The organism is Streptomyces sp. BYX5S (assembly GCF_054724165.1).
The window spans coordinates 4,916,962-4,942,832 of sequence record NZ_CM138829.1 but is presented as its reverse complement, the minus strand read 5'-3'; the positions used below and the strand labels follow the sequence as shown (position 1 = coordinate 4,942,832).

The window sequence follows — 25,871 nt, the reverse complement described above, 5'->3', positions numbered from 1 at the left end:
GTTGCTCATGGAAACCTTGTGCCAGGCAAGGGCAACAAGAGGCGGTTCAGGGGGCCGGTGGCATGACGTTGTTTCTGGGTCTCGGCATCGCCGGAGTGGTGCTGCTCGTCCTGTCGCTGGTCCTGGACGGGGTGCTGGAAGGGCTCTTCGACGGAGTCGGGGCCCTGGACGGGCTGTTCGACGGATTGTTGTCGCTGCCGGTGATCGCGGGCTTCGTGTCGATGCTCGGGTTCGGCGGCGCGATCGTGCTCGGCACCACCGACCTCGGTGCCGGGCCCGCCACAGCGGTCGGTGCCGTCGCGGGGGGCGGCGCCGGCTGGCTGACGTGGAAGCTGACCCGCGCGCTGATGCGGGACCAGACCGCGGTGACACCACGGGGCGACGACCTCGTGGGCACCGCGGGCACCGTGGTCACGGCCATCCCGGTCGGGGGCTACGGCGAGGTGCTGGTCCAACTCGCGGGTCAGCCCACGAAGTTCGCGGCGAAGAGCGCGGCCGCCGTCGGCCGCGGCACCGAGGTGTGGGTGGCGGGCATCCTGTCGCCGACCTCGGTCGAGGTCCGCGCCGTCGACCGCTGACCCACCCGGCGCCCGGCACCGGACGGGCGATCACCGTTTTTCGTACGAACCATCATCGACCGACTGCCGTCCCACGGGAAGGGCGGGCGGGAGGCAGAGGGGGAACCATCATGAGCCCAGTCGTCATCGCCGTGGCCGGAGTCGTCGTACTCCTGGTCCTGCTGGCGCTCGTCGTCATCACCCGCTACAAGGTGGCGGGTCCCAGCGAGGCGTTCATCATCACCGGCCGGCGCGGCAAGCAGGCCACCGATCCCGAGACCGGCCGGGTCTTCACCGACAACAGCGGACAGAAGGTCGTCGTCGGCGGCGGTGTCTTCGTCGTCCCGTTCGTGCAGCAGAAGTTCACCCTCGACCTGTCCTCACGGCACATCCCGGTCGCGGTGCGCGGCGCCGTGACCCTGCGCGGGGTGAAGGCGAACCTCGAAGGCGTCGCCATCGTCAAGGTCGGCGGCACCGAGGACTCGATTCGCGCCGCCGCCCAGCGCTTCCTCATGCAGCAGGACGGCATCGTCGGCTTCACCCAGGAAGTGCTCTCCGGCGCGCTGCGCTCCATCGTCGGCCGGATGTCCGTGGAGGACGTCATCCGGGACCGGGCCGCGTTCGCCGGTCAGGTCGCCGAGGAGGCGGAGGCGTCACTGTCCGGGCAGGGCCTGGTCCTCGACGCCTTCCAGATCCAGGACATCACCACCGAGGGCTCCTACCTGGAGGACCTGGGCCGCCCCGAAGCCGCCCGCGCCCGGCAGGAGGCCGACATCGCCGAGGCCGTCGCGCGCCGCGCCGCCGAGCAGGCGCGCCTGAAGGCCGAGGAGGAGATCGCGGTCGCGCAGCGGACCCTGTACCTGCGCCAGGCCGAGATCAAGGCGGAGACCGACCGGGCCGCCGCCCAGGCGAACGCGGCGGGCCCGCTGGCCGACGCGGCCCGCCAGCAGGAGGTGCTGACCGAGCAGGAGAAGGTGGCGCAGCGTCAGGCCGCCCTGACCGACCGCGAGTTGGACACCAAGGTCCGCAAGCCCGCCGACGCCGCCCGCTACCAGGCCGAGCAGGAGGCCGAGGCCCGCCGGATCGGTCTGGTCAAGCAGGCCGAGGCGGACGCCGAGCGGGCCCGGGTGACCGGTGAGGGTGAGCGGGCGCACCGTGCCGCGCTCGCCGACGCCGTCCGCCTGGAGGGCGAGTCCGAGGCGGCGGCCATCGGGGCGAAGGGCGCGGCCGAGGCCGAGGCCATGCGCAAGAAGGCCGACGCCTTCGCGCAGTACGGCGACGCGGCCGTGCTGCAGATGCTCGTCGAGGTGCTGCCGCAGGTCGTCGCCAAGGCGTCGGAGCCGCTGGGCGCCGTCGACAAGATGACGGTGATCTCGACGGACGGGGCGAGCCAGCTGTCCCGTACGGTCGCCGACAACGTCGCCCAGGGCGTGGAGCTGCTGAACTCCACGACCGGGGTGGACCTGGCGGAACTGCTGAAGAACATCACCGGCGGCGGCAAGGGCGCGGTGCCCGCCCCGAAGACCGCCGAACCGGCCGGTGCGCAGCCGGCGAACGGCCGCATCGAGATCAGCGACTGACACCACCCGCACCGCACGACGGAGGCGGCCCGCGCTCGGCGCGGGCCGCCTCCGTCGTGTCTGCCGCCCGCCGTCCCGAGGGGCCGGATCGGCCAAGATTGCAGATCCTGCATTTTTGCGTACTATGCAAAGTGTGAACGAGAAGGCTGCCCCGGCGGACGGTTGGCGAGAGCGCAAGAAGCGGGCCACGCGCGCCGCCCTCGTGGAAGCGGCGGTACGGCTGGCCGCGGAGCACGGGGTGGAGCACGTCACCGTCGACGCGATCAGCGAGTCGGCGGGCGTCTCGCCGCGCACCTTCTTCAACTACTTCGACTCCCGTGACGAGGTCTTCGTCATGGTCGGCGCCGAGTCCAGCGCCCGCGTCCGGCGCGCCGTGCTCGACGCGCCGCCCGCCCTCCCGCCGCTCGACGCACTGCGCGACGCCCTGGCGGTGGAGCTCCAAGAGGTCGAGAAACAGCAGGAGTTGTGGAGCCTGCACGCGGAGGTGCTGCGGCGCTCCCCGGACCTGCTGGCCCGCAGCATCGGCGCGCACATGGCCGACGAGGTCGGGCTCGCCGAGACCATCGCCGAACGGATCGGCGCGGGCTCCCCGCTGTTCTCCGGCAGCCGCCGGGACGGCTCCTCGGCCGAGGAGGAGCGGCGCAGGCGCGCGCTGGGGCTGTACCCCCGGCTGCTCGCCGCCGTCGGCGCCACGGCCTGCCGGGTCGCCGTCGAGCACTGGTGCGTGCGGCAGGACGAGACCTCGTTCAGCGATGTCTTCCGCGAGGTGTTCGAGCACCTGGCCGCCGGACTGCCCGAACCCCCCTGCCACCCCTGGTGACGCCGACCGGTCGAACTGACCGCGACGCTCCGGTCGTACCTTCGAAAGAGACATTGTGACTTCAACAGCGGCGCCCGCGGAGGCGTCACCCACTGCCATGTCCAACCGGCAGATACTCCAGGCCATGTCCGGGCTGATGGCGGGCATGTTCGTCGCCATCCTGGCCGGAACCGTGGTCGCCAATGCGCTGCCGCGGATCATCGCCGACCTCGGCGCCAGCCAGTCCTCGTACACCTGGGTCGTCACCGCCGAACTGCTCGCCATGACGGCGACGGTGCCGCTGTGGGGCAAGCTGTCCGACCTCTACAACCAGAAGCTGCTGCTCCAGCTGTCGCTCGGCATGTTCGTCGTCGGCTCGCTGCTCGCCGGGTTCTCCCACGACGTCGGGCTGCTCATCTTCAGCCGCGTCGCGCAGGGCATCGGCGCGGGCGGCCTCACGGCGCTCGCGCAGGTCGTCATGGCGGCCATCATCCCGCCGCGCCGCCTCGGCAAGTACGCGGGCATCTTCGGCGCCGTGTTCGCCGTCGGCACCGTCGCGGGGCCGCTCATCGGCGGTGTCCTCGTCGACACCTCGTGGCTCGGCTGGCGCTGGTGCTTCTTCATCGGCGTGCCCTTCGCGCTGCTCGCGATCGTGCTGCTCCAGCGCACCCTGAAGCTGCCCACGGTCCGCCGCGAGGCGAAGATCGACTTCCTGGGCGCGTTCCTCATCGTCGCCGGTGTCTGCGCGCTGCTGATCTGGGTGTCGCTCGCGGGCAACCAGTTCGACTGGGCGTCCTGGCAGACCGCCGCGCTGACCGGCGCGGGCGTGGTGCTCCTGGTCGCGGCCTTCTTCGTGGAGTCCCGGGTGGCCGAGCCGATCATCCCGCTCGGCATCTTCCGCAACCGCACCGTGTCGCTGACCACGATCGCGAGCCTGCTGGTGGGTGTGGCCATGTTCGGCGGCACCGTGTTCCTGTCGCAGTACTTCCAGGTGGCCCTCGGCAAGTCCCCGACGGTCGCGGGCCTGATGAGCCTGCCCATGATCCTGGGTCTGCTGGTCTCCTCCACGGTCGCCGGGCAGATCATCAGCGCCACCGGCCGCTGGAAGGTGTACCTGATCGCCGGTGCCGTCTCCATGACGGCGGGTCTCGCCCTGCTGTCCACCATCGGCGCCGACACCCACTTCGGCCTGCTCAGCCTCTACATGGCGATCCTCGGTATCGGCGTCGGCATGCTGATGCAGAACCTCGTCCTCGCCGCGCAGAACGACGTGCCCGCGGCCGAACTCGGCGCCGCCACCTCGGTGTTGTCGTTCTTCCGCAGCATGGGCGGCACCATCGGCACCAGCGTCCTCGGCGCGATCCTCGCCAACCGGGTCGCCTCCGAGATGACCAAGGGCCTGGCCGACCTGGGCGCCGGAGCGGCGGCCGGTGCCACGGAGGGCGGCAGCCACAGCGTCCCCGACATGACCCAACTGCCCGCCCCGATGCGGGAGATCGTGGAACATGCCTACGGCGTCGCCACCGGTGACCTCTTTTTCGTGGCCACCCCGTTCGCCCTGCTCGCCCTGATCGCGGTCCTCTTCATCAAGGAGAAGCCGCTCAAGGACACCAGCGGCATGGAGCGCCTCGCCGAGGAGGCCGACGCCGAGGCCGGTACGGCGAAGTCCCCGGTCGGCTGACCGGGCGCTCCCCGAAGGGGCGGGCGGAGGCATACGTCTCCGCCCGCCCCTTCGCGTGTCAGGCGGAAGTCACCTTCAGTGTCTCGATCCGGTCCCAGCCGTGCCGCTCGAGCCGTTCGGGCAGGGAGAGTTCGGGTCCCGCCAGCAGACGCAGGGACTGCGGCGGGGTCAGCTTGCGGGCGAGCGCGACGAAGGTCTCCAGCGCGCTGTTGGCGAGGTAGCCGACGCGGGTGAGGTCGACGGTGATCTCGTCGTCCGCGGCCTTGGCGTGCTCGGTGACGGCGATCGCCAGCGGGGCTTTGTGCGCTCCGATGACTTCACCGTAAAGGCGTACGCCCTTGTCGGCTTGGAGGGGGAGGACCAACAGGAGTTCGTCTACGAAGAGTCCACGCATGGGGGCGTCCCGAGGAAAAACGCATCGCCCGTCACCAACGGAGAACAGGAGGCTCACTCATCCACACTGTGCGGGGCGGTGCTGATGAAGCGGGCTCTGTGTCCCGCGCAGAACAGCCGCTGGCGTGGAGGCACTCCTCGGGCCCGAGAGATCGCCGGAAGTGGGTCGCCGCGCTGACGGCGACGCAGATTCCACGGACTGCCTCCACCCTACTCCCGGACGGTCCGGCCGGGGAGGGGCGCAGCCGGGGCCGTCAGAGCTCCACCTCGTAGGCGAGATCGTCGTAGCGGCGCTCCGCGAGCAGCTCGCGGGTGCCCGCGATCAAGGTGAGGTAATGGTCGCCCTCGCACACCGCGCCCTCCGGAATACGGAGGAACAGCACGTCACCGCGCTCCTCCACCGGGTTCTGCCAGGCGCGGGAGTGGCCGCCGAGCTGGATGTCGTTCGTCCACCGGTGGTAGAGGATGCCGTCGAGCAGCTCCGTCAGCTTTTTGACGCGTCGTTCCCGCTCGCTGTCCCCGTCGACGTACTCCAGGGCCTCCTTGAGGTGGGTGAGTTCGTAGTTGCCGGGGCCGGTCATCCCCGGCACGGCGTAGAGCGCGAACGGCTCGTGGAACGCCGGCCGGTCCGACTCGTCGACCCCGTCCATCTCGTGTTCGACGGTCTCGGTGCCTGCCGGGACGTGCAGGACGATGCCTTCCCCCGGGTAGTCGCTGATCTCGGCGAAGACCACCAGCTGTCCGTCGGCGGGGAAGTCGATGTCGAGAACGCCGGGGGGTACGGCCGCGCAGTCGATGGTCAGGATGTGCGGCAGGGACCCGGTGGCCGCCGCCGTCCCCGGTGGCAGGTGGGGGAGCCCGGCGGCTCTGCCGACCGGGCGGGCGCCCTCCCGCATGTCCTCCGGCAGGGTTCCGTGGGCGCAGAGATGGACGCAGGGGCGCAGTTGCCCGGCGAACGCGACGGTCACGGACTCGGGGACGCCCAGCGTCCGCCCGGCATCGAGAACAGCTTTACGCACGGTTTCACGCAGAGTCGTTTCCATGGCCGCCACACTGTCATGCGCCACTGACAACTCAGAACGGCAGCACCCCGAACTGCCGCGCCCAGGACGTCACTTCGGCCACGCTCGCGTTGCCGCCGCAGACCACCAGCCCGAGCCGGGCACCCGGACCGACACGTTCCAGCACCTGACGGGCCGCGGGCAGCAGACAGCCCGCGGCGGGCTCCGCCCAGACCTTCGCGTGCTCGGCCAGGTCGAGGGTGCCCCGGACGGCCTCGGCGTCCGTGACGGTGAGGACATCCGTGAGCAGCGCCGCGACGTGGTCGTACGTCAGCTGGGAGACGCTCGGGGGAGCGAGCGTCGAGACGATCGAGGTCACCTCCACCGGCGTCGGCCGTCCGGCGGCCAGCGCCGCCGACATCGAAGGGGCGCCTTCGGGTTCGACGCCCCAGACCCGGATCCCGGGACGGCGTGCGCACAGGGCGGTGGCGACACCGGAGGCCAGCGCGCCGCCGCCGACGCTGACGACCACGTCGGTGAGTGCGTCGGCGTCCCGCGCGAACTCCAGGCCGACCGTGCCCTGCGCGGCGAGCACGAGCGGGTCGTCGAAGGGGTGCACCAAGGTGTGCCCCGCCGCCCGCAACTCCTCGACGAGGGCGAACGCCGCCGTCACGGTGTCGGTGACGCGGACCTGCGCACCCGCGGCCTCGGCGGCGCCGCGCGCGCCCGCGGAGGCGGAGCGCGGCATCACGACGGTCGCCTTGATGTCCAGCGCGCCGGCCATGACCGCGAGGGCCACCCCGTGGTTGCCTCCGCTGACCGTGACGACCCCGGCGGCACGCTCGGCCTCGCCCAGCGCCAGCAGCTTCGCGCTCGCGCCCCGCGCCTTGAACGAACCGGTGCGCTGCAACAGTTCCAGCTTCAGCGTGGTCGGAGCCCCCAGCAGCGCCGACAGCCCCGGGCTCGGCACCGTCGGCGTGGGCACGACGTGCCCCGCGATCCGCGCCGCCTGCGCCTCCACGTCCTCGACCGTGATCAGCACGTCCGCCTCCCGTCGCCCCACCCCTTGCCGCACCACGGTGCTGTCCGCGGTCGCCCGATGTCGAGTACACCGCACGACCCGCTGAGCGCGACAGACCCTAGAACATCTCCCCGGCGACACCCGCCAGGACCAGCCCGGAGGCGATGAGCAGTCCGTGCGCCAGGGCGATCCCCGACCCCAGCACCACCAGGGCGACGGTCAGCAGCAGCCAGGCGCGCGGGCGCCGGAACTCGCGCGGCCGGCACGGGCGGCCCGCTCGGAAGGCGCGGGCGAAGCGGGGGTCCTCGTGCTCCAGCAGGGCCGCGATCTCGTCGAGCCGCGTGTCCTCGGAACCAGCCATAACGCTCTCCTCCCGGTACGCCCCTCACCCACCCGTCCACGTCCCCGGTCCCACCCTCGCCCGCGCCCCGCCGCGCACACCATCGGGGCTGACACCCATTTCCGGGGGCGCCGGACATGTACGCCGCGGAAATGACGAGGCGGGCCGCGGTCGGTGATGCGCCGTCCACGGGGCGCGGCGGCGATAGTGGAGGGGCGGAGGAACGAAGACCAGCTCGACGCACAACAGCAAGGAGGCGGGACGCGGTGCCCCTGTTCTGGAGGATCTTTCTGCTCAACGCGGTGGTGCTCGTCGTCGCCACCGCGCTGCTGCTGGGCCCGGTCACCGTGTCGACCCCCGTGCTCCTCACCGAGGCCGCGATCCTCACGGCGGGCCTCGCCGCGATGCTGATCGCCAACGCACTCCTGGTGGGCGTCGCCCTCGCCCCGCTGCAACGGCTGGCCCGCGCCATGAAGACCACCGACCTGCTGCGCCCCGGCGCCCGCACCCCCGTCGGCGGCCACGGCGAGGTCGCCGCGCTCATCACCACGTTCAACACGATGCTCGACCGGCTGGAGGCGGAACGCGCGAGCAGCGCCGCCCGCGCCCTGACCGCGCAGGAAGCGGAACGCAGCCGCATCGCCCGGGAACTCCACGACGAGATCGGCCAGACCCTCACCGCCGTCCTGCTCGACCTCAAACGCGTCGCGGGCCAGGCCCCCGACCCCGTACGCGACGAACTGCACCAGGTCCAGGAGACCACCCGCACCAGCCTCGACGAGATCCGTCGCATCGCCCGCCGACTGCGCCCCGGGGTCCTGGAGGAGCTCGGGCTGACCAGCGCGCTGAAGTCCCTCGCCACCGAGTTCTCGGGACCCGCCCTCTCCGTGCGCCACCACATCGCGGCCGAGCTGCCCGCACTCGGCGACAACACCGAACTCGTGCTCTACCGCGTGGCGCAGGAGAGCCTGACCAACGCCGCCCGCCACGCGGACGCCACCCGCGTCGACCTCACCCTGGAACCGGTCGGACCCGCCGGACCCGCAGCGCCGCCCCAGTCACCCGCGAGCGTCCCGCGCGCCGTGGAGCTGCGCGTACGGGACAACGGCCGCGGCCTCGCCGGCGCGGCCGAGGGCGCCGGCCTCAGCGGCATGCGCGAACGCGCGCTCCTCATCGGCGCCGAACTCGCCCTGGAGACCGCACCCGAGGGCGGCACCCTCGTCCGCCTGACCGTCCCCACCCCTCACCGGAGCCAGTGACCATGCCCGAGCCGCAGCCCACCCGCATCCTGTTGGCCGACGACCACCACCTGGTCCGCCGCGGCGTCCGCCTCATCCTCGACGGCGAACCCGACCTCGCCGTGGTGGCCGAGGCGGGGGACGGCGCCGAGGCCGTCGAGGCCGCCCGCACCCACCGCCCCGACCTGGCGGTACTGGACATCGCCATGCCGCGCATGACCGGCCTCCAGGCCGCGCGCGAACTCATCCGCGCCCAGCCGGAACTGCGCATCCTCATGCTCACCATGTACGACAACGAGCAGTACCTCTTCGAGGCGCTCGCCGCCGGCGCCTCCGGCTACGTCCTCAAGTCGGTCGCCGACCGCGACCTCGTCGAGGCGTGCAGGGCCGCGATGCGCGGCGAGCCCTTCCTCTACCCCGGCGCGGTCGGCGCGCTCATCCGCACGTACCTCGACTGCATCCGGGAGGGCAGGTTCCCGCCCGCCCGGACCATCACCGACCGCGAGGAGGAGATCCTCAAACTCGTCGCCGAGGGACACACCTCGCAGGACATCGCGGACCTCCTCGTCATCAGCGCCAAGACGGTCGAGCGGCACCGGGCCAACCTGTTGCAGAAGCTGGGCCTCAAGGACCGTCTGGAACTGACCCGTTACGCGATCCGGGTCGGGTTGGTCGAGCCCTGATCGGCGGTGACCAGCGCGGTGATCTCCCGGGCGAGGTCCGGACCGAGCGCGCCCCAGCCGTCCTTGTAGCCGTACACGCTCGCCAGCGTCCGGGCGTCGTAGTCCCCGTTCAGGATCTCGACGTCGTCGGGCGTGATGAGCGACGGGTGGGCGACGCCGACCGCGCCGGACACCTTCAGCAACTCCCGGCGCAGCGTGCGCAGATACATCGCCGCGCGGTTCGCCTTCGACGGCGCGTCGACGCCGCGCACCAGCCAGGGGGCCTGGGTGGCGACACCGGTCGGGCACTTGTCCGTGTGGCACTTCTGCGCCTGGATGCAGCCGATGGACAGCATCGCCTCGCGGGCCACGTTGACCATGTCGACGCCGAGGGCGAAGGCGACCGTGGCGTTCTCGGGCAGGCCGAGCTTGCCGGAGCCGATGAAGGTGAGCCGGTCGGTGAGGCCGTGTTCGGCGAACGTGCTGTAGACGCGCGAGAAGCCCATCCGGAACGGCAGCGACACCGAGTCGCTGAAGATCAGGGGCGCCGCGCCGGTGCCGCCCTCGCCGCCGTCGATGGTCACGAAGTCGACGCCGCGGTCGCCCGGCGCCATGCGCGTGGCCAGCTCCTCCCAGAAGCTCATCTCCCCGACGGCGCTCTTGATGCCGACGGGCAGACCCGTCTCGGTGGCGAGCAGCTCCACGAAGTCGAGCATCGAGTCGACGTCGTGGAACGCGGTGTGCCGGGAGGGCGAAGCGCAGTCCTTGCCGGCGGGGATACCCCGTATCTCCGCGATCTCGGGCGTCACCTTCGCGCCCGGCAGCATCCCGCCGAGGCCCGGCTTGGCGCCCTGCGAGAGCTTGATCTCCAGCGCCTTGACGGGGGCGCCGTCGACGACCGCCTTGAGCTTGTCGAGGTTGAAGGTGCCGTCCTCGTTGCGGCAGCCGAAGTACGAGGTGCCGATCTGGAGGACGAGGTCGCCCCCGCCGCGGTGGTACGAGGAGAGGCCGCCCTCGCCCGTGTTGTGCATCGCCCCGGCCAGCGCGGCGCCCTTGTTGAGCGCCGTGATGGCCGCGCCGGACAGCGAACCGAAGCTCATCGCGGAGATGTTGACGACGCTCGCCGGGCGGAACGCCTTGGCGCGCCCGCGCGGCCCGCCCAGCACCTTCGCCGAGGGCAGCGGTGCCTGCGGGTCGTGCAGGTCGGGCAGCGCCCCCGCGAACGTGCGCTGCTTGACGTACGCGTGGCCCTGGATGTGTTCCACGTCGTTGTCGGTGCCGAAGCCGAAGTAGTTGTTCTCCTCCTTCGCCGACGCGTAGATCCAGCTGCGCTGGTCCCGGCTGAACGGGCGCTCCTCGTCGTTGGAGGTCACGACGTACTGCCGCAGCTCCGGGCCGATCGTCTCCAGCAGGTACCGGGCGTGCCCGAGCACGGGGAAGTTGCGCAGCAGTGCGTGCTTCTTCTGTGTGAGGTCGCGGGCGGCCACCAGCGCCAGGGCTGTCGCGGCGGCCGCACCGATGTTCCGAGCACGCATGACGTTCCTCTCCTCGTTCCTTGACCTGTTCGACCCGGACGGCACCGCCGTCCGGGTCGAAACGCCACCTGATGGTAGAGGCCGCGCGTCGGTCGTCGAGTCTTCGGGTGTCACGCCTCTTGCAATGCTTGAACGCGCAACCTACTTTGAAGGCGCTCCGGTGATGCATCGCTTCACAGCATGAAGACGAAACCCCCCTGCGCCACTGCCCGTTGGGCGGTGAACCGGCTGCGGGAGGGCCTGTACGCGCTCAAGTGGACCTCGATGGAGAGGAACGCATGCGTTCACGCAATCACCCCACGGGCGGCCGGCGAAGACTGGCCGTCGGGGCCGCCGTCACCACCGTCGCCGCCCTTCTCGCCCAGCCCGGCCTGCTCCCCGCGTCCGCCGACGCCCGGGGAAGGCCGCCCGCGCCGCCCCGGCTGGAGTCGCGCGACGCGCCGATCCTGGAGCGCGGCGGCATCCGCTTCCGCGACCTGGACCGCGACGGCCGGCTCACCCCCTACGAGGACTGGCGGCTGAGCGCCGCGGCCCGCGCCCGCGACCTGCTGGCCCGGATGACCCTGGAGGAGAAGGCCGGCCTCCTCGTCCACGGCAACCTCGCCAACGCAGGTGACGGGTACGACCCGGCGGGCACGGCCCAACTGGTCGGCGACCGGCACGTCACCACCGCCATCACCCGCCTCTCCGCGTCCCCCGAGAAGGTCGCCGCCGCCAACAACGCCGTCCAGGCGATCGCCGAGAAGCAGCGCCTCGGCATCCCCGTGGTCGTCTCCACCGACCCGCGCAACGGGTTCGCCGTGGTGGAGGGCCAGACCGTCGCGGGCGCCGGGACGACGGCCATGCCCGACGCCATCGGCATGGGCGCCGCGCACGACCCGCGGCTCACCGAGCAGCTGGGCGACATCGTCCGGCGCGAGTACCGGGCCGTCGGCATCACCGAGGGCCTCTCGCCGCAGGCCGACATCGCCACCGAGCCCCGCTGGACCCGGATCAACGGCACCTTCGGCTCGGACCCGGACGCCGCGGGCCGCCAGGTCAACGCGTACGTCAAGGGAATGCAGCGCGGCGCGGACGGGCTCGGCCCGGACAGTGTCGCCACCGTCACCAAGCACTGGGTGGGCTACGGCGCCCAGGCCCAGGGCTACGACAGCCACTACTACTACGGCCGCTACGCCACGTTCCCCGGCGACAACTTCGCGGACCACATCACGCCGTTCAAGGGCGCGTTCGCCGCGGGCACCTCCGGCATCATGCCCACGTACTCCATCCTCAAGGACCTCACCCACAAGGGCCACAAACTGGACCAGGTGGGGGCGGGCTTCAACTCGTACCTGCTCAAGGACCTGTTGCGGGGCACCTACAGGTTCGACGGAGTCATCGTCTCCGACTGGGGCATCACCGGCGACTGCCCCGAGCAGTGCCGCGCCAACCGGCCCCCGGCCTCCTTCATCGGCCCGTGGGGCGTGGGCATGCCCTGGGGCGTGGAGGACCAGTCGATCCTGCGGCGCACGGCGCTCACCCTCAACGCGGGCGTCGACCAGATCGGCGGCAGCGACCAACCCGCGTACGTCGTGCAGGCCGTACGGCAGAAGCTCGTCAGCGAAAAGCGGGTCGACGAGGCGGCCCGCCGCGTGCTGGAGCAGAAGTTCCGCCTCGGCCTGTTCGAGGACCCGTACGTGGACGAGGCGGCGGCCGGGCGGCTGGTCGGCAACGCCGCGTTCCAGGCCGTCGGCGACCGGGCGCAGGCCGACTCGCTGACCCTGCTGAAGAACGGCGACCGCACCCTGCCCGCCCACCGCGGCACGGTGCGCACCGTCTACCTGCACGGTGTCTCCGCCGACGAGGCCGAGGCGCGCGGACTGACCGTGGTGGACGACCCGGCCGACGCCGACCTCGCGCTCGTGCGCCTGGCGGACCCGCGGGGCGGCGCCGACCTCACCGGCCTCGACTTCCCCGACTCCGACCCCGACTACAAAGCCCTGCGCACGGCCGCGGCGAGCGGCACCCCGACCGTCGCCGTCCCCAAACTGGACCGCCCGCTGATCCTGACGGGCGTCGCGCGCACCGCCGACGCGGTCGTGGCCAACTTCGGCGTCTCCGACGCCGTCCTCCTCGACACGGTCTTCGGCAAGCGCGCCCCGGGCGGCCGGCTCCCCTTCGAACTCCCCTCCTCCCAGAAGGAGGTGGAGGCACAACGGGGCGACGTCCCCGACGACACGACCCACCCGCTGTACGAGCGCGGGTTCGGTCTCGACTACCGCTGAGCGCGCCGCGGGCGGCATGAACTTTCCGCTACGCACAGGTGGAGTCGCGGCGGGCGTCGGCCGAGGGGCGGATGGACGGTGCTGGTCAGGGCGGTGGGAGCCGGTCCGGGCAGGGGAGAGGAGGGAAGAAGCGGGCGCAACCCCGCAAGGGCTTTCCGTGTCCCAACCGGGTGTCAACGCCACACAGTTCGTACGGAGGCTCCACCATGCACAGCCGTCCCACCGCACGCCGTCGCGTCCTGCGCACCGCCTCGCTGCTCCCGCTGCTCCTCGGCGCGGGCCTCGTCGCCGCCCCGGCCGCGCTCGCCGCGCCGGGCGCCCCGGCCACCGCCGGGTTCGACACCACCGGCCGGACCGTCGTCTACGCCGCCGCCGACGGCCAGGCCAACGAGGCCACCGTCACCGCGACCGCCGCGGGACCGGACCGGATCACCTACGTCATCGACGACGTGGTCCCCATCGACGTCACCACCGGCTGCGCCCACCCCGATGCCGCCGACCCCACCCGGGTCAGCTGCACCGTCACCACCGTCGAGAGCCAGGACCCGTACGCGGGGCTGAAGTTGGGCCTCGGCGACGGCGACGACCGTGTCACCTACGCCAACGACACCGACCAGACCTATTACTTCGCCTCCGTCGACCTCGGCGACGGCGCCGACACCCTCACCGACACCGGGAGCGTCGACGGCAACGCCGTGCGCGGCGGCGCGGGCGACGACACCCTTGCCGTCGGCGAGGCCGCGGTCGTCCTCGGCGACGACGGCGCCGACACCGTGACCGCGAAGGGCGGCGGGGCCGTCGTGCTCGGCGGCGCCGGTGACGACATCCTCACCGCCACCGGTGACGGTTCCTCCGTCAGCGGCGGCGAGGGCGACGACGACATCCGCGGCGGCGCCCAGGGCCAGAACCTGGCCGGTGACGCGGGCGACGACCTCATCAACGGCGGGGACGGCAACGACTTCCTCGACGGCGGCGACGGCGCCGACACCCTCTACGGGGGCAAGGGCGACGACACGCTGCACGGCGGCCCGGGGGTGGACCTGCTGATCGGCGGTCCCGGCGCGGACGTCGTCGCGCAGGACTGAGGCACGGGGCGGGCCCGGCCCCCGTCGGGCCCGCCCCGTGCCTCGTACGTCACGCCGCCTGGGTGCGGGCCCGCAGCGCGAAGAGGATCGTCGCGGCGTCCGCCGGGCGCGTGGGCCGGTAGCCGGTCAGGGCCTCGAAGCGGGCCAGCCGGTTCAGGACCGTGTTGCGGTGGCAGTACAGCTCGCGCGCGGCAGCGCTCGCCGACCCCGTGTCGCAGTACGTGGTGACCGCCTCGACCAGCCGGTCCCGCTCGTGCGGCGCCAGGTCGGCGAGCCCGGCGAGCACCGTACGGGCCAGGACCGCGGCCGTGGGGCCGAGACGGGCCACCGCCACCGGCATCCAGGCGTCCGCGAGGGTGACGGGACCCGCGGCGTCCGGGGCCAGCACCGAGGCGATGGCCTCGGTGATGCGCACCGCCTCCGGCACCCGCGCCAGCCCGTGCGCGGTCGGCCCGAACGCGCACGCCACCTCCGCGAGCCAGCGCGGCGGCCGGCCCTCCGACCCGGGCGGCAGCGCGGTGATCAGCACGAGCATGCCGTGGTGCTGCTGGAGGTGGGTGCCCCGGTCGGTGAGATGCGCGTCGACCGCCTCGCGCAGCCGGACCTGGGAGTCGGGCGGCGCGATGGCGACCGCGAAGTCGTCGGTGGGCTCCACCTGGAGCAACGTGGCAGTCTGCGCGAGGAGTTGAGAGTCACGGCCGTCCGACGACAGCAGCCGGCCGATCAGCGTGGCCCGCTCCCGGGCGCGCTCGCGGTCCATCACGGCGATCTCGTCGACGTACGCGGCATGGGTGTGCACCGCGTGGTACTCGACGGCCTCCCACACCCGCACCGCGCTCCTCGTCAGATCCGGCAGCCCGGCGGCCGGGGTGCGGTCCAGGAACTCGGTCCACAGCACCCGGAAGTCCGTGCGGATCGCCTGCATCAGCGCGTCCAGCGGCACGCCCTGGTGGGCGCGGCGGCGGCCCAGCTGCTCCGAGGTGGCCAGCAGCTCGGGGGACGTGGGCAGGTCCGCGATGAGGCGCAGCAGCAGTTCGTAGCAGGTGCGCCCGATCTGCGTCAGCTCCGGCCGGTCGACGGCCCCCTGGTACCCCTCGAACTGCGAGATCTCGTCCACGTAGCGCTCGACGAGGCGGTCCAGGTCGTCGAGGCAGTCACGGACGAGGGTGTGCAGGGCCCGCGTCACCGGCTCGGACGTGCCGCGCTCACGGGGCGGACCCGTGGCGGTGTCCGGGGCCGCGGCCGGGTGCGGGGCCGATCCCGGGTTCGGGCCGGAGCTCGCGTCGGGTGGATTGTGCATCTGCCCATTATGGCGTCGTGAACCGTAAGCGGTCCGCCACTGTTCGTGGCGCTGTTCACCAGGCATTCTGCTGGTTGTGCGCGGAGCGCGTGCTCGGACGCCCCGGAAGTTCACTGGCCATTGCCCAATCGGGCCGCCGCCCGGCTCCGGCGCCCCGTCCGCCGTCCGTCCGCTCCCCTCGTCCGTGTCCGTCCCGCCGCCGGTTCCGCGCGTCCGGCCGCACCACCAGGCTGCCTGAGGCTCATGATCGATCTGAAACTCACCAACGCCCGTATCCGCACCGTCGACGACCGGCGGCCCACCGCCCACACGCTCGGGGTGCTGAACGGCCGGATCGTCGGCCTGGACGACGACGTCGCACACCTCCCCGCGCGCACCACCCTGGACTGCCACGGCGCCACCGTGGTGCCCGGCTTCGCCGACGCGCACAATCACATGGCGTGGTTCGGACAGAGCCTCGGTGAACTGGACCTGTCCGGCGCCGCCACCCTCGACGCCCTCTACGACGCCGTCGCCGACCGGGCCGCCGCGCTGCCCGCCGACGCGTGGGTGGTCGGCGCCGGCTACGACGACACCGTGATGGGCGGGCACCCCCACCGGTCCGCCCTCGACCGGGCCGCCGGGGGCCGCCCGGTGTGGCTCAAGCACCGCTCCGGGCACATGTGCGCGGTCAGCAGCGCCGTGCTCGACCAGGTGGGCGTGCTCGACGGCAGCGTGCCCGAGCCGGACGGCGGTGTCGTCGTACGGGACGGCGACGGCGCGCCCACCGGGCTCCTCCAGGAACGCGCCCAGAACCTGGTCACCTCTCTCACCCTGCCGGTGTCCGTGGAGGACCTGGCCGGTGCGATCTCCACGGCGGCCGCCGTCTACACCGCCGAGGGCCTCACCCATGTCACCGAGGCGGGCATCGGCCAGGGCCTGATCGGGCGCAGCCCCGTCGAGGCCGCCGCCTACCAACTCGCCCGCGAGCGCGGCACGTTGCCGGTGCGCGTCGAGCTGATGGTCGCGGGGGACAACCTGCACTCCCTCGCCGCCCACGCCTCGGACGGCATCACCACCGGCATCGACCTCGGCCTGCGCACCGGGTTCGGCGACGACCGGCTGCGGATCGGTCCGGTGAAGCTGTGGCTCGACGGATCCCTGATCGGCCGCACCGCGGCCGTCACCGAGCCGCTGTGCGGGCACGGCCACCACGGCGTGTACCAGGACAGCCCCGACGACATGCGCGACCTGATGGTCGCCGCGCACCGGGCCGGCTGGCGGGTCGCCGCCCACGCCATCGGCGACGAGGCCATCGACCTCGCCCTCGACGCCTTCGCCCGCGCCCAGGAGGCACTGCCGCGGCCCGACGCGCGCCACCGCATCGAGCACTCCGGAGTCGTCCGCCCCGACCAGCTCGCCCGCTACGCCGACCTCGGCGTGGTCCCCGTACCGCAGCCGCACTTCCTGTACGCGGTCGGCGACACGATGGCCGAGGCGCTGGGACCCGACCGGGTCGGCTGGATGTACCGGCACCGCTCGTTCCTGGAGCACGGGCTGCGGGTGCCCGGCAGTTCGGACCGGCCGGTCGCCGCGGGCGCGCCGCTGCTCGGCATGCAGTCGATGGTGCAACGGCTCAGCCGCGCGGGCGTACTGCTCGCGGGCGACGAGCGGGCCACCGCCGAGCAGGCGCTGCGCGCCTACACGCTGGACGCCGCGTGGGCGAGCCACGAGGAGGACCGCCGGGGCAGTCTGACGCCCGGCAAGTACGCCGACTTCGTGGTGCTGTCCGACGACCCCGTGGCCGTGGACCCGGCCCGGATCGCGGCCGTCGAGGTCCTGGCCACCTTCGTCGAGGGCGCGTGCGTGCACGGCGCCGACTCCCTGGACGGCCTCGGCCGCCTCGCCGGCGCCATCCCCACCGTCCCCGCCCCCGCTTCCGCGCAGCCCCGCGCGTGACACCGCACAAGGAGCACTGACATGACGCAACTCGACCGCACCCGGGCCGAGTCGGGCCAGGCGCCACCGGGCGGCGGGGCCGGGCCCGTCGTCACCGGCAAGGAGGCCGGACGCGTGGCGTTCGCCGCGTTCGTCGGCACCGCCCTCGAGTGGTACGACTACTTCCTGTTCGGCACGGCCGCCGCGATCGTCTTCGACAGCCAGTTCTTCTCGTCGCTCGACCCCGCGACGGCGACGCTCGCCGCGTTCGGCACCTTCGGTGTCGGCTTCGCCGCCCGCCCCCTCGGCGCCGTCCTGTTCGGCTGGCTCGGCGACCGCATGGGCCGCCGCCCCGCCCTGCTCATCACGGTGATCAGCATCGGCGTGGCGACCGGTTTCATCGGTCTGCTGCCGGGCTACGCGACGATCGGCCTCGCCGCACCGCTGCTGCTGGTCTTCCTGCGCCTGTTGCAGGGCGTCGCCGTCGGCGGCGAGTGGGGCGGCGCCGTCACGCTCGCCGTGGAGCACGCGCCGCCCGAGAAGCGCGGCCGGTACGCCGCGCTGCCGCAGATCGGCTCGCCCGTCGGCACGCTGATGTCCTCCGGCGCGTTCGCCCTGGTGCTGATGCTGCCCTCCGACTCGTTCGACTCCTGGGGCTGGCGCCTGCCGTTCCTGTTCGCCTTCCCGCTGACCGCGCTCGCGTACTTCTTCCGCCGCAAGGTCGAGGAGTCCCCGCTCTTCGACGAACTGCTCCGCAAGGACCAGCGGGCCAAGGTCCCGGCCGTCGAGGTGTTCCGCACGGCCTGGGGCCGCCTCCTCGTCGCGATCTGCTCCGCCCTGCTGGGCGTCGGCGGCTTCTACCTGCTGACCACCTTCGTCATCAGCTACGGCACCGGCACCCTCGGCCTGCCCAAGAGCCTGATGGTCAACGCGACGCTGATCGCCGCCGTGGTGGAGATCTTCGTCATCCTGGCGATGGGCCGGGTGGCCGAGCGGGTCGGTCCGGGCCGCGTCACCCTGTGGGGCGGCATCGCCTCCGCGGTGTGCGCGTTCCCGCTGTACTGGCTGATCGACACCGGCAACCACGCCGCGGTCGTCGTCGCGGTGGCGCTCGGCATCGCGCTCCTCGCGGTGACCTACGCCGTGTCGGGCGCGCTCCTCACCGAGATGTTCCCCGCCCATCTCCGCTACAGCGGCGTGGCGCTGGCCTACAACATCGCCGGCGCCGTGACGGGCTTCCTGCCGATGATCGCCACCGCCCTGCTGGACGCGGCGGGCGGCTCGGCGTCCTGGCCCGCCGCGATCCTCCTCGCGGGAATCTCGCTGCTCACCGCGGTGGGCGGCCTGCTGGGGGAGCGGCTGCGGGTCCGCGACGACGTGGTGACCGCCCCCTGACGCCGGCCCCGGCCGACTCATGGGCAGCGAACCGACACCCCGTTCATCCGGCGCGGTCGAAAGCCGGGCGAACGGGGTGCGGTCGCAGCGCAGCCCCAACTTCTCCGCACACACGCTCCGTTGACACCTCCAGGCCCCGCGTGCTTGCATCGCGCCATGCCTTCGCCGGAGCCCCTGACGCGCCGCCGCGCCGTGGACCTCGTCCGCGTGGCCGCCGCGCTGTGTCGCCGCTCCCGCTGATCACGCGCTGCTCCGGCAGCCGCTTCCACGGGCCTGCGTAACACCCCTGCCGCACGCGCCATCGACGTAGGCCGCCCTGCGCGCACGCCGCGCTCTCCCGCTCCTCGCCGATGACAAGGACCCGCCATGTCCGCTTCCGCCGTGCCCCCGCCCCGCCCCGCGCCCCGACTCGACGAAACGGCGTACGACCGGCGCAGACTGCGCCAGTACCTGGCCGGGGAGGCGCGCGCGGACGGCGTCAGCCGCCGACGGCTGCTCACGCTGCTCGCCGCCACGGCCGCCGCCACCGCTCTTCCGGCGCCGCGTCCGGCCCACGCCGCCGACACCCCCATCGTCAAACCGCTGCCGCCCGAGTGGTTCATCCAGCGCGGCACCAACGCCGAGACCCGCTGGGAGGCCCTGCGCGGCACCGGCCACCACACGCCCAACGAGCGGTTCTTCGTGCGCAACCACACCGCGACCCCCGTCCTCGACGCGCACGACTGGCGATTGCGGCTGTGGGGCAGCGGGCTCAAGGGCGCACCGGGGGAGGACCGGCCGGTGCAGTTCGGCTACGACGATCTCAGGGCCCTGCCCGCCGTCACCCGCACCGCGTTCGTCGAGTGCGCGGGCAACGGCCGCAGCCACTACACGTCCCAGCAGGGCGAGACGGTCACCGGCACCGCGTGGACCCTGGGCGCGATCGGTGTCGCCCGGTGGCGAGGCGTGCGCCTGGGGGACGTACTGCGCAGGGCCGGACTGTCGTCGCGGGCCGTCGACGTGCAGCCGCGGGGCCTCGACGCCGAGTACGTCAGCGGCGGGGAGAACCTCGGCCGGGTGCGGCGCCCGCTGCCGCTGGCCAAGGCGCTGGACGACGTCCTGCTCGCGTACGAGATGAACGGCGAACCGCTGCCGCACGACCACGGGTACCCGGTGCGGGTGCTGGTGCCGTCGTGGGTGGGCATCGCGTCCATCAAGTGGGTCGGTGACATCGAGGTGTCCGCGCAGCCGCTGTTCTCCCCGTGGAACACCACGTTCTACCGGCTGTTCGGCCCCGGCCACCCGCCGGAGGGCAGCGCGCCGCTGACCCGGCAGACCGTCAAGAGCGCCTTCGAGCTGGCCGACGGTGCCACGTTCCCCGTGGGTGCCGGACAGGTGCTGCACGGCCGGTCCTGGTCGGGCGCGGGCGCCGTCGCACGGGTCGACGTGAGCACCGACGGCGGCGCGAACTGGCGCCCGGCCCGGCTCCACGACCGCCCACGGTCCGGCACGTGGACCCGCTGGTCCGTACCCTGGACCCCCGACACCCCGGGCGCCACCCACGTGCTGGCCCGCGCCACCGACACCACGGGCCGCAGCCAGCCGGACCTCGCCGTACCCAACACGCAGGGCTATCTGTTCGACGCGGTGGTGCGGCATTCCGTGACCGTGGTCTGAAGGGGCCGGAATTTCACGCCGCCGCAACGATCCACGGCTCAACTCCCTGCTACACATGGTCGGGTGAGCCCTTCAACGCTGTACCGCAGGCTGTACGTGGACCTGGCGCGCGTCGCCACGTCCACGTGTCGACGGACCTGACGTCGCCTCGGCCACCCTGTGCGAGGCGACCCTCCGCGTGTCATTCCTGAAACGGCAGCACTGAGAGGGGACAGCCATGACCACCACTGTCGCGCGCCACGAGATCCGGCGGGCGGGACCCCGGTTCGGCGCCGAGGTCACCGGTGTCGATCTGACGAGCAACGTCGACGAGGCAACCGCCGAAGCGCTGCGCCGGGCGTTCCTGGAGCACAAGGTACTGGTCTTCCGCGACCAGCACCTCACCCCGGAGCAGCACGTCGAGGCCGTACGCATCTTCGCCGAGCCCTTCGACCACCCGACGGCGCTGAAGCACGCCGACCATCCACTGGTCTACCCCTACGACGTCCGGCACACCGGCAAGGCCAGCACCTGGCACATCGGCGGACTGTGGCGGCGGCCGGTGTTCGCGATCGAGTCACTGACGTACGACGCCGTGCCCGCGCTCGGCGGACACACCCTGTGGGCCGACCTCCAGGCGGCGTACGACGACCTGTCCGAGCCGTTCAAGGAACTGCTCGCCTCGGTGAGCGCTGTCTACGACGCGAACGCGGGGAACTACGCGCAGGGCAGCAAGCGCGAGCGCGTCGAGGACACCGTCGAGCACCCCCTCGTGCTGGCCCATCCCGAGACGGGCCGCAAGGGCCTGTTCCTCAGCACCTCCGCGCTGCGCCTGACCGGCGTCAGCGCGCAGGAGGGCAAGGTGCTGCTCGACCACCTGCTGCGGCACGCCTCGTCGCCCGACTACACCATCCGCTTCGGCTGGCACCCCGGTGACTTCGTGCTCTGGGACAACCGGGCCACCTGGCACTACGCCGTGGACGACTACGGCGACGGCGCCCGCGTCTACCGCAAGGTGATCGGCACGGAACCGGTGCGGCAGCCCGCCGCCGAGCGGGTCGCCCCGTGAAGTTCCTCGCCATCACGCTGATCACCCACCGACCCGACCCGGTCACCGGCGTCCAGCTCTCCACCCACGACCGGTTCCGCGAGGTCCTCGACCACGCGGTGCTCGCCGAGGAACTGGGCTTCGACGGGTTCGGGGTGGGGGAGCGGCACGAGCGGCCGTTCATCTCCTCGTCGCCGACCGTCGTGCTCAGCCACATCGCCGCACTGACCCGGCGCATCCGCCTGTTCACCGCGGTGACGACGCTCAGCCTGCTCGACCCGGTGCGCGCCTACGAGGACTACGCCACGCTCGACCACCTCTCCGGCGGGCGCCTCGACCTCATCATCGGCAAGGGCAACGGAACCGCCCAGCGCGAGCTGTTCCGGGTCACGCCCGAGGACCAGTGGGAGCGCAACGCCGAGAGCTACGAGGTGTTCCGCAGGCTCTGGCGGAACGGCCGGGTCACCGTGGCGACCCGGTTCCGCCCGCCCCTCACCGACGCCGAGGTGTGGCCGCGCCCGTACCAGCGGCCGGTCCGGGTCTGGCACGGCAGCGCCACCAGCAAGGAGTCCGTCGACCTCGCCGCCCGCTACGGCGACCCGCTGTTCTCGGCGAACGTCACCCACCCGATCGAGCCGTACGCCGAGCTGGTCCGCCACTACCGCGAACGCTGGGAGCACTACGGACACGATCCCGCGCGGATCGCCGTCGGAGCCGGAACGGCCGGCCTGTACGTGGCCCCCACCTCGCAGGAGGCGGTGGCGGTGTACCGGCCGGTCTTCGAGGCGAACCTCGCGTTCCAGCGGCAGTCCGGCCTTCCGGTGGCCTTCGAGACCGTGGAGGACTTCGTCGAGCGCAGCTCGGCCCTGATCGGCAGCCCGCAGCAGGTCGTCGACAAGGTCGCCCGCTACCACCAGCAGTTCGGGCACTCGGTGCTGCATGTGCACGCGGACGCCGCGGGATTGACGGGACGTCAGCACCGGGACTCCCTCGAACTGTTCCAGTCCGAGGTGGCCCCGGTCCTGCGCGACAAGCTCCCCGATCCCCCGTTCGCCTGGGAGCCCGTCGGGATCTGACACCCGTCAGGGCGTGCCCCGCCTCAGTCAGGGCGCGTCCGCCCCCGACCGCGCCAGGTCGGTGAGCGGTACCGCCGGCGGACGCTCGGCGCGGCTCTGCACCGCGGTGGACGTGCCGGTCGCCGCCGAGTCGAGCAGTGACTCCATGACCTCCAGTACGTGGTACGCGAGCTCGCCGGACGCCCGTGGCAGGCGGGCCGGAGGTGTCGCGGCGAGGTCGGCGATCCCGTAGCCGCGGCCCGAGCCGAGGTAGCCCGCCGACACGGGCAGGGTCTCCCAGTCCCGCGCGCCGAGGCGGAACAGCCGGGTGTCGCCGGAGAAGTGGTTCGGGTCGGGGACGGCCAACGTGCCGCGCGGGCCGTGGACCTCGATGTGCGCGGAAGTCGTCGCGACCGCGTCGAAGCTCATCACGAGCGTCGACAGCGCCCCGGACTCGTGCACCAGCACACCCGAGACATGGGTGTCGACCCCGACCGGCACCCGTTCACCGGCCCGCGGCCCGCTGCCGATCTCCCGCTCCGACCGGGGCCGGCTCGCCGCGCCGACCACCGAGGCGACCGGGCCGAGGAGGGTGACGAGGGCCGTGACGTAGTACGGGCCCATGTCGAGCAGCGGGCCGCCGCCCGGCGCGTAGTAGAAGTCGGGCTGGGGGTGCCAGCGCTCGTGGCCGGGGGTGACCATCGTCGCCGTGGCCGCCACCGGCGCCCCGATGAGGCCGTCGTCGATGGCCTTCCGCGCGGTCTGGATGCCGGTGCCGAGCACCGTGTCCGGCGCGCAGCCGACGACGACGCCCGCCTCCCGGGCGGCCGCCAGCACCTCTCGGGCCTCGCGTGCGGTGGCCGCGAGGGGCTTCTCGCCGTAGACGTGCTTCCCGGCCGCGATCGCCTTGCGCGCGATCTCGCCGTGCGCGGCGGGAACCGTGAGGTTGAGGACGAGGTCCACGTCCTCGGCGGCGATCAGCGCGTCGACGCCGACCGCGCGCACGTCACCGCCCCACTCCTCGGCGACCGCCCGCGCCCGCGCGTCGTCGAGGTCGGCGACGGCGACGAGCGCCACGCCGTCGAGCCCGCGCAGGCTCGCGAGGTACTGGCCGACGATGGTGCCGCATCCGACGATGCCCACGTTCAGCGGCTTGCCCACAGCAGGCCCCTCTCCACGACGGTGCGCACGCTCGGGTGCTCCAGGTCCTCGACGTGGTGGCCCGGCGTGCACACGAAGACGCGGCCCTTGCCCCACTGCCGCGTCCAGATCGCCGGGGAGGTGACCTCACGGTGCCACGGGTCCCAGGGCCGGACCTTCTGGGTGGTGGTGGCGAGGACGTCGATGTAGTCGTCGGCGAGCACCCAGTACTGCTCGGTGACCAGGTCGAAGTCGTCGATGCCCCGGGTGACGGGATGCTCGGCGGCGGCCGGGAGCATGGTGACGGTGTACGGGACGTAGTTGTCCGCCTGCTCACCCGTGCGCTCGTCCGGGTGCTTGCCCGGATGACAGGCGAACTGGCCGCCGATGAGGTGCAGATAGTCCGCGGAGTTCCGGTAGGAGTCGGCGATGCCGCCGTGCCATCCGGCGAGCCCCGTGCCGTTCTCCACGGCGGCCCGCAGCCCCGCGCACTCCGCTGCCTCGATCGTGGACATCGTCACGCACTGCATCACGAGGTCGACCCCGGCCATGTACGCGGCGTCCGCGTAGACCTTGGGCGAGTCCTCGACACGAATCTCGTAGCCGTGGGCCTTCAGATGCGGGATGAACAGGTCGGTGGCCCGGACGGGTTGATGCCCGTCCCAGCCGCCGCGTACGACGAGCGCCTTCTTGCCGGCGGTGGTGTTCACTGAACTCCTTCGCTGGAGCACGTCCCGGCCGTCGAGGAACGCGACCGAAATATTTCGAGGACTCTTCGAGACCCCGGAACCGTAGAAGCGCCGGAGGTGCCGGTCAAGAGGCCGTGCCGCGGGGAGGTTTGGCGCAATGGGTTGACGCGGGGCGTGCCGGATCACAAGCTGCCGTCACCGAAAGATTTCGGCACCCACCCCTCAGTCCCAGGAAGCCCCATGCCGCCGACCCCGTCCTCCCCGGCCAGGCCGACCCTGTCCGCCATCGCGCACCGCACCGGCGTCTCCACGGCCACGGTCTCCAAGGTCGTCAACGGGCGGGCGGACGTGTCCGACGAGACCCGGGCGAGGGTTCTCGCCGCGCTGGAGGAAGCCGGCTACCGCTCGCCGTCGCAGCGCCGGGCGCCCTCCGGTCCCGCCGTCGTCGAGGTCGCCTTCGACGCCATCGACTCCGCGTACCCCTCGGCCCTCCTGGGCGGCATCCTCGACCACGCCGCGCGCTCCGGCGTCGAGGTCGTCGTCAGCACCACGGGCGGTCGGCGCCCCACCGAATCCGGCCTCGGCCGCAAGGCCCAACGCCTGCTCAACGAGGGCCGGGCCGGGGTGATCGTCGTGACCTCCGCCTACGACGAGGCGGGCCTCGCGGCCTTCCGGCGCCGCCGCATCCCCGTCGTCGTCATCGACTCCTTCAACCCGCCGCCCGCGGACGTCGTCAGCGTCGGCGCCGCCAACTGGGCGGGCGGCAGGGCCGCCACCGAACACCTCCTGGACCTCGGCCACCGCCGCATCGGCTACCTCGGCGGACCCGAGGCGATTGAATGCAATCAGGCGCGCCTGCACGGCCACCTCTCCGCGCTCGCAGCCCGCGGCGTACCCGCCGATCCCGGCCTCGTCCGGCACGGCCGCTTCCACGCCGAGTCCGGCGTCGAGGGGCTGAGCGCGCTGCTGTCCGGGCCCCGGCCGCCGACCGCGCTCTTCGCGGGCAACGACGCCATCGCCGTCGGCGTCCTGCGCGAGGCCCGCAGGCGCGGAATCCGCGTTCCCGAGCAGCTCAGCCTGGTCGGCTTCGACGGCACCGCACTCGCCCGCGACTGCGTCCCGGCCCTCACCTCCGTCGCCCAACCCCTCCCGGAAATGGGCCGAGCGGCCCTGCGTGCCGTGCTGCGGCAGGCGCGCGGCGAGCAACCCGACACGCACCGCGTGGAGTTGGCGACCCGGCTCGTCGTCCGGGATTCAACGGCCGCGCCACGCTGAGTCATTGACGCGCTGCGCGTCGACTTGTGTACACGAAGTGATTGCCTGGCGTTAACAGTGTGGGCTACAGTCACCGCGCTGGCGACCTCGCATCACCTGCTCCGGCCGCCAGTTGAGCAACGGGGCTCTCCCGGACTTTCACGGAACAGGTGTACCGACCTCCCTCCCACCTGCGGTTCTGGCCGCGCGTGGCCGTCCCGTGTCCGCCCGGCGCATTTCACGCTGGTTCCTTCCGCTGTCCGTCATGTGGCGCTCGCT

The 25,871-nt window shown here is 72.6% G+C and carries 24 protein-coding genes; 16 read left to right on the top strand and 8 right to left on the bottom strand.

Annotated elements, in window-relative coordinates; genetic code table 11:
• Positions 1 to 62 precede the first annotated feature (62 nt).
• From ACYBSK_RS22555 to ACYBSK_RS22540, 4 genes are all read left to right on the top strand, one after another.
• A complete protein-coding gene (locus tag ACYBSK_RS22555; RefSeq protein ID WP_460243081.1) occupies positions 63 to 578 on the top strand; it encodes a hypothetical protein in 516 nt (171 codons plus the stop codon).
• A 110-nt stretch (positions 579 to 688) separates the two neighbouring features.
• Positions 689 to 2,137 (top strand): flotillin family protein, encoded by a 1,449-nt coding sequence (locus ACYBSK_RS22550; protein ID WP_457479025.1) that lies wholly within the window; start codon positions 689 to 691, stop codon positions 2,135 to 2,137.
• Positions 2,138 to 2,261: 124 nt separating this feature from the next.
• Positions 2,262 to 2,957 carry a TetR family transcriptional regulator gene (locus ACYBSK_RS22545; RefSeq protein WP_460243080.1) on the top strand — a complete coding sequence of 232 codons (696 nt, stop codon included), beginning with the start codon at positions 2,262 to 2,264 and terminating at the stop codon, positions 2,955 to 2,957.
• Between the two features lie 97 nt (positions 2,958 to 3,054).
• The gene (locus ACYBSK_RS22540) at positions 3,055 to 4,617 is read left to right on the top strand and encodes an MDR family MFS transporter (protein ID WP_460243079.1); all 1,563 of its coding nucleotides are present in this window, start codon (positions 3,055 to 3,057) and stop codon (positions 4,615 to 4,617) included.
• A gap of 58 nt (positions 4,618 to 4,675) precedes the next feature.
• Here ACYBSK_RS22540 and ACYBSK_RS22535 read toward each other — a convergent pair whose 3' ends face one another.
• The 4 genes from ACYBSK_RS22535 to ACYBSK_RS22520 all read right to left on the bottom strand — a co-directional run bounded on the left by ACYBSK_RS22535 (position 4,676) and on the right by ACYBSK_RS22520 (position 7,393).
• The gene (locus ACYBSK_RS22535; protein WP_460243078.1) at positions 4,676 to 5,011 is read right to left on the bottom strand and encodes a hypothetical protein; all 336 of its coding nucleotides are present in this window, start codon (positions 5,009 to 5,011) and stop codon (positions 4,676 to 4,678) included.
• Between the two features lie 253 nt (positions 5,012 to 5,264).
• Positions 5,265 to 6,029, bottom strand: a complete 765-nt coding sequence (locus tag ACYBSK_RS22530; protein ID WP_457479021.1) for a YwqG family protein — start codon at positions 6,027 to 6,029, stop codon at positions 5,265 to 5,267.
• 55 nt (positions 6,030 to 6,084) lie between these two features.
• The gene (locus ACYBSK_RS22525) at positions 6,085 to 7,050 is read right to left on the bottom strand and encodes a threonine ammonia-lyase (RefSeq protein WP_460247075.1); all 966 of its coding nucleotides are present in this window, start codon (positions 7,048 to 7,050) and stop codon (positions 6,085 to 6,087) included.
• A 100-nt stretch (positions 7,051 to 7,150) separates the two neighbouring features.
• Positions 7,151 to 7,393 (bottom strand): DUF3040 domain-containing protein, encoded by a 243-nt coding sequence (locus ACYBSK_RS22520; protein WP_457479020.1) that lies wholly within the window; start codon positions 7,391 to 7,393, stop codon positions 7,151 to 7,153.
• Between the two features lie 245 nt (positions 7,394 to 7,638).
• Between ACYBSK_RS22520 and ACYBSK_RS22515 the strand changes: the two genes are divergently transcribed.
• Together ACYBSK_RS22515 and ACYBSK_RS22510 are read left to right on the top strand one after the other, a co-directional pair.
• Positions 7,639 to 8,631: a HAMP domain-containing sensor histidine kinase gene (locus ACYBSK_RS22515; protein ID WP_460243077.1), complete on the top strand. Its 993-nt coding sequence runs from the start codon at positions 7,639 to 7,641 to the stop codon at positions 8,629 to 8,631.
• Between the two features lie 2 nt (positions 8,632 to 8,633).
• The gene (locus ACYBSK_RS22510) at positions 8,634 to 9,293 is read left to right on the top strand and encodes a response regulator (RefSeq protein WP_457479018.1); all 660 of its coding nucleotides are present in this window, start codon (positions 8,634 to 8,636) and stop codon (positions 9,291 to 9,293) included.
• Here the strand turns inward: ACYBSK_RS22510 and ACYBSK_RS22505 are convergent.
• Positions 9,260 to 10,807, bottom strand: coding sequence for an FMN-binding glutamate synthase family protein (locus ACYBSK_RS22505; protein WP_460243076.1), 1,548 nt, complete (start codon positions 10,805 to 10,807; stop codon positions 9,260 to 9,262). The genes ACYBSK_RS22510 and ACYBSK_RS22505 overlap by 34 nt on opposite strands.
• Between ACYBSK_RS22505 and ACYBSK_RS22500 the strand changes: the two genes are divergently transcribed.
• The 3 genes from ACYBSK_RS22500 (at position 10,806) to ACYBSK_RS22490 (ending at position 14,159) form a co-directional block, all read left to right on the top strand.
• Positions 10,806 to 10,991, top strand: a complete 186-nt coding sequence (locus ACYBSK_RS22500; RefSeq protein ID WP_457479016.1) for a hypothetical protein — start codon at positions 10,806 to 10,808, stop codon at positions 10,989 to 10,991. The two genes, ACYBSK_RS22505 and ACYBSK_RS22500, sit on opposite strands and share 2 nt — an antisense overlap.
• A 94-nt stretch (positions 10,992 to 11,085) precedes the next feature.
• Positions 11,086 to 13,074: a glycoside hydrolase family 3 protein gene (locus tag ACYBSK_RS22495; RefSeq protein ID WP_460243075.1), complete on the top strand. Its 1,989-nt coding sequence runs from the start codon at positions 11,086 to 11,088 to the stop codon at positions 13,072 to 13,074.
• A gap of 206 nt (positions 13,075 to 13,280) precedes the next feature.
• The gene (locus tag ACYBSK_RS22490) at positions 13,281 to 14,159 is read left to right on the top strand and encodes a calcium-binding protein (RefSeq protein WP_460243074.1); all 879 of its coding nucleotides are present in this window, start codon (positions 13,281 to 13,283) and stop codon (positions 14,157 to 14,159) included.
• 49 nt (positions 14,160 to 14,208) lie between these two features.
• On the opposite strand, the gene ACYBSK_RS22485 is transcribed toward ACYBSK_RS22490, so the two are convergent.
• Positions 14,209 to 15,459 (bottom strand): PucR family transcriptional regulator, encoded by a 1,251-nt coding sequence (locus ACYBSK_RS22485; RefSeq protein ID WP_460243073.1) that lies wholly within the window; start codon positions 15,457 to 15,459, stop codon positions 14,209 to 14,211.
• Between the two features lie 243 nt (positions 15,460 to 15,702).
• Between ACYBSK_RS22485 and ACYBSK_RS22480 the strand changes: the two genes are divergently transcribed.
• The 6 genes from ACYBSK_RS22480 (at position 15,703) to ACYBSK_RS22455 (ending at position 22,530) form a co-directional block, all read left to right on the top strand.
• Entirely contained in the window at positions 15,703 to 17,397 is a 1,695-nt protein-coding gene (locus tag ACYBSK_RS22480; RefSeq protein ID WP_460243072.1) for an amidohydrolase, read from the top strand.
• Between the two features lie 21 nt (positions 17,398 to 17,418).
• Positions 17,419 to 18,771 carry an MFS transporter gene (locus ACYBSK_RS22475; RefSeq protein WP_457479011.1) on the top strand — a complete coding sequence of 451 codons (1,353 nt, stop codon included), beginning with the start codon at positions 17,419 to 17,421 and terminating at the stop codon, positions 18,769 to 18,771.
• A 366-nt stretch (positions 18,772 to 19,137) separates the two neighbouring features.
• Positions 19,138 to 20,427 carry a sulfite oxidase gene (locus tag ACYBSK_RS22470; RefSeq protein ID WP_460243071.1) on the top strand — a complete coding sequence of 430 codons (1,290 nt, stop codon included), beginning with the start codon at positions 19,138 to 19,140 and terminating at the stop codon, positions 20,425 to 20,427.
• 63 nt (positions 20,428 to 20,490) lie between these two features.
• Positions 20,491 to 20,568: a putative leader peptide gene (locus ACYBSK_RS22465; RefSeq protein WP_457481818.1), complete on the top strand. Its 78-nt coding sequence runs from the start codon at positions 20,491 to 20,493 to the stop codon at positions 20,566 to 20,568.
• Between the two features lie 76 nt (positions 20,569 to 20,644).
• Positions 20,645 to 21,475: a TauD/TfdA dioxygenase family protein gene (locus tag ACYBSK_RS22460; RefSeq protein WP_460243070.1), complete on the top strand. Its 831-nt coding sequence runs from the start codon at positions 20,645 to 20,647 to the stop codon at positions 21,473 to 21,475.
• A complete protein-coding gene (locus ACYBSK_RS22455; protein ID WP_457479008.1) occupies positions 21,472 to 22,530 on the top strand; it encodes an LLM class flavin-dependent oxidoreductase in 1,059 nt (352 codons plus the stop codon). Before ACYBSK_RS22460 ends, ACYBSK_RS22455 begins: the two co-directional genes overlap by 4 nt.
• A 27-nt stretch (positions 22,531 to 22,557) precedes the next feature.
• On the opposite strand, the gene ACYBSK_RS22450 is transcribed toward ACYBSK_RS22455, so the two are convergent.
• Positions 22,558 to 23,670, bottom strand: coding sequence for a Gfo/Idh/MocA family protein (locus ACYBSK_RS22450; RefSeq protein ID WP_460243069.1), 1,113 nt, complete (start codon positions 23,668 to 23,670; stop codon positions 22,558 to 22,560).
• Entirely contained in the window at positions 23,655 to 24,359 is a 705-nt protein-coding gene (locus tag ACYBSK_RS22445; RefSeq protein ID WP_460243068.1) for a ThuA domain-containing protein, read from the bottom strand. The genes ACYBSK_RS22450 and ACYBSK_RS22445 overlap by 16 nt, the downstream gene beginning before the upstream one ends.
• Before the next feature lie 219 nt (positions 24,360 to 24,578).
• Here ACYBSK_RS22445 and ACYBSK_RS22440 point away from each other — a divergent pair, with 219 nt between their 5' ends.
• Positions 24,579 to 25,613, top strand: a complete 1,035-nt coding sequence (locus ACYBSK_RS22440) for a LacI family DNA-binding transcriptional regulator (RefSeq protein ID WP_460243067.1) — start codon at positions 24,579 to 24,581, stop codon at positions 25,611 to 25,613.
• The last annotated feature ends 258 nt before the right edge of the window (positions 25,614 to 25,871 follow it).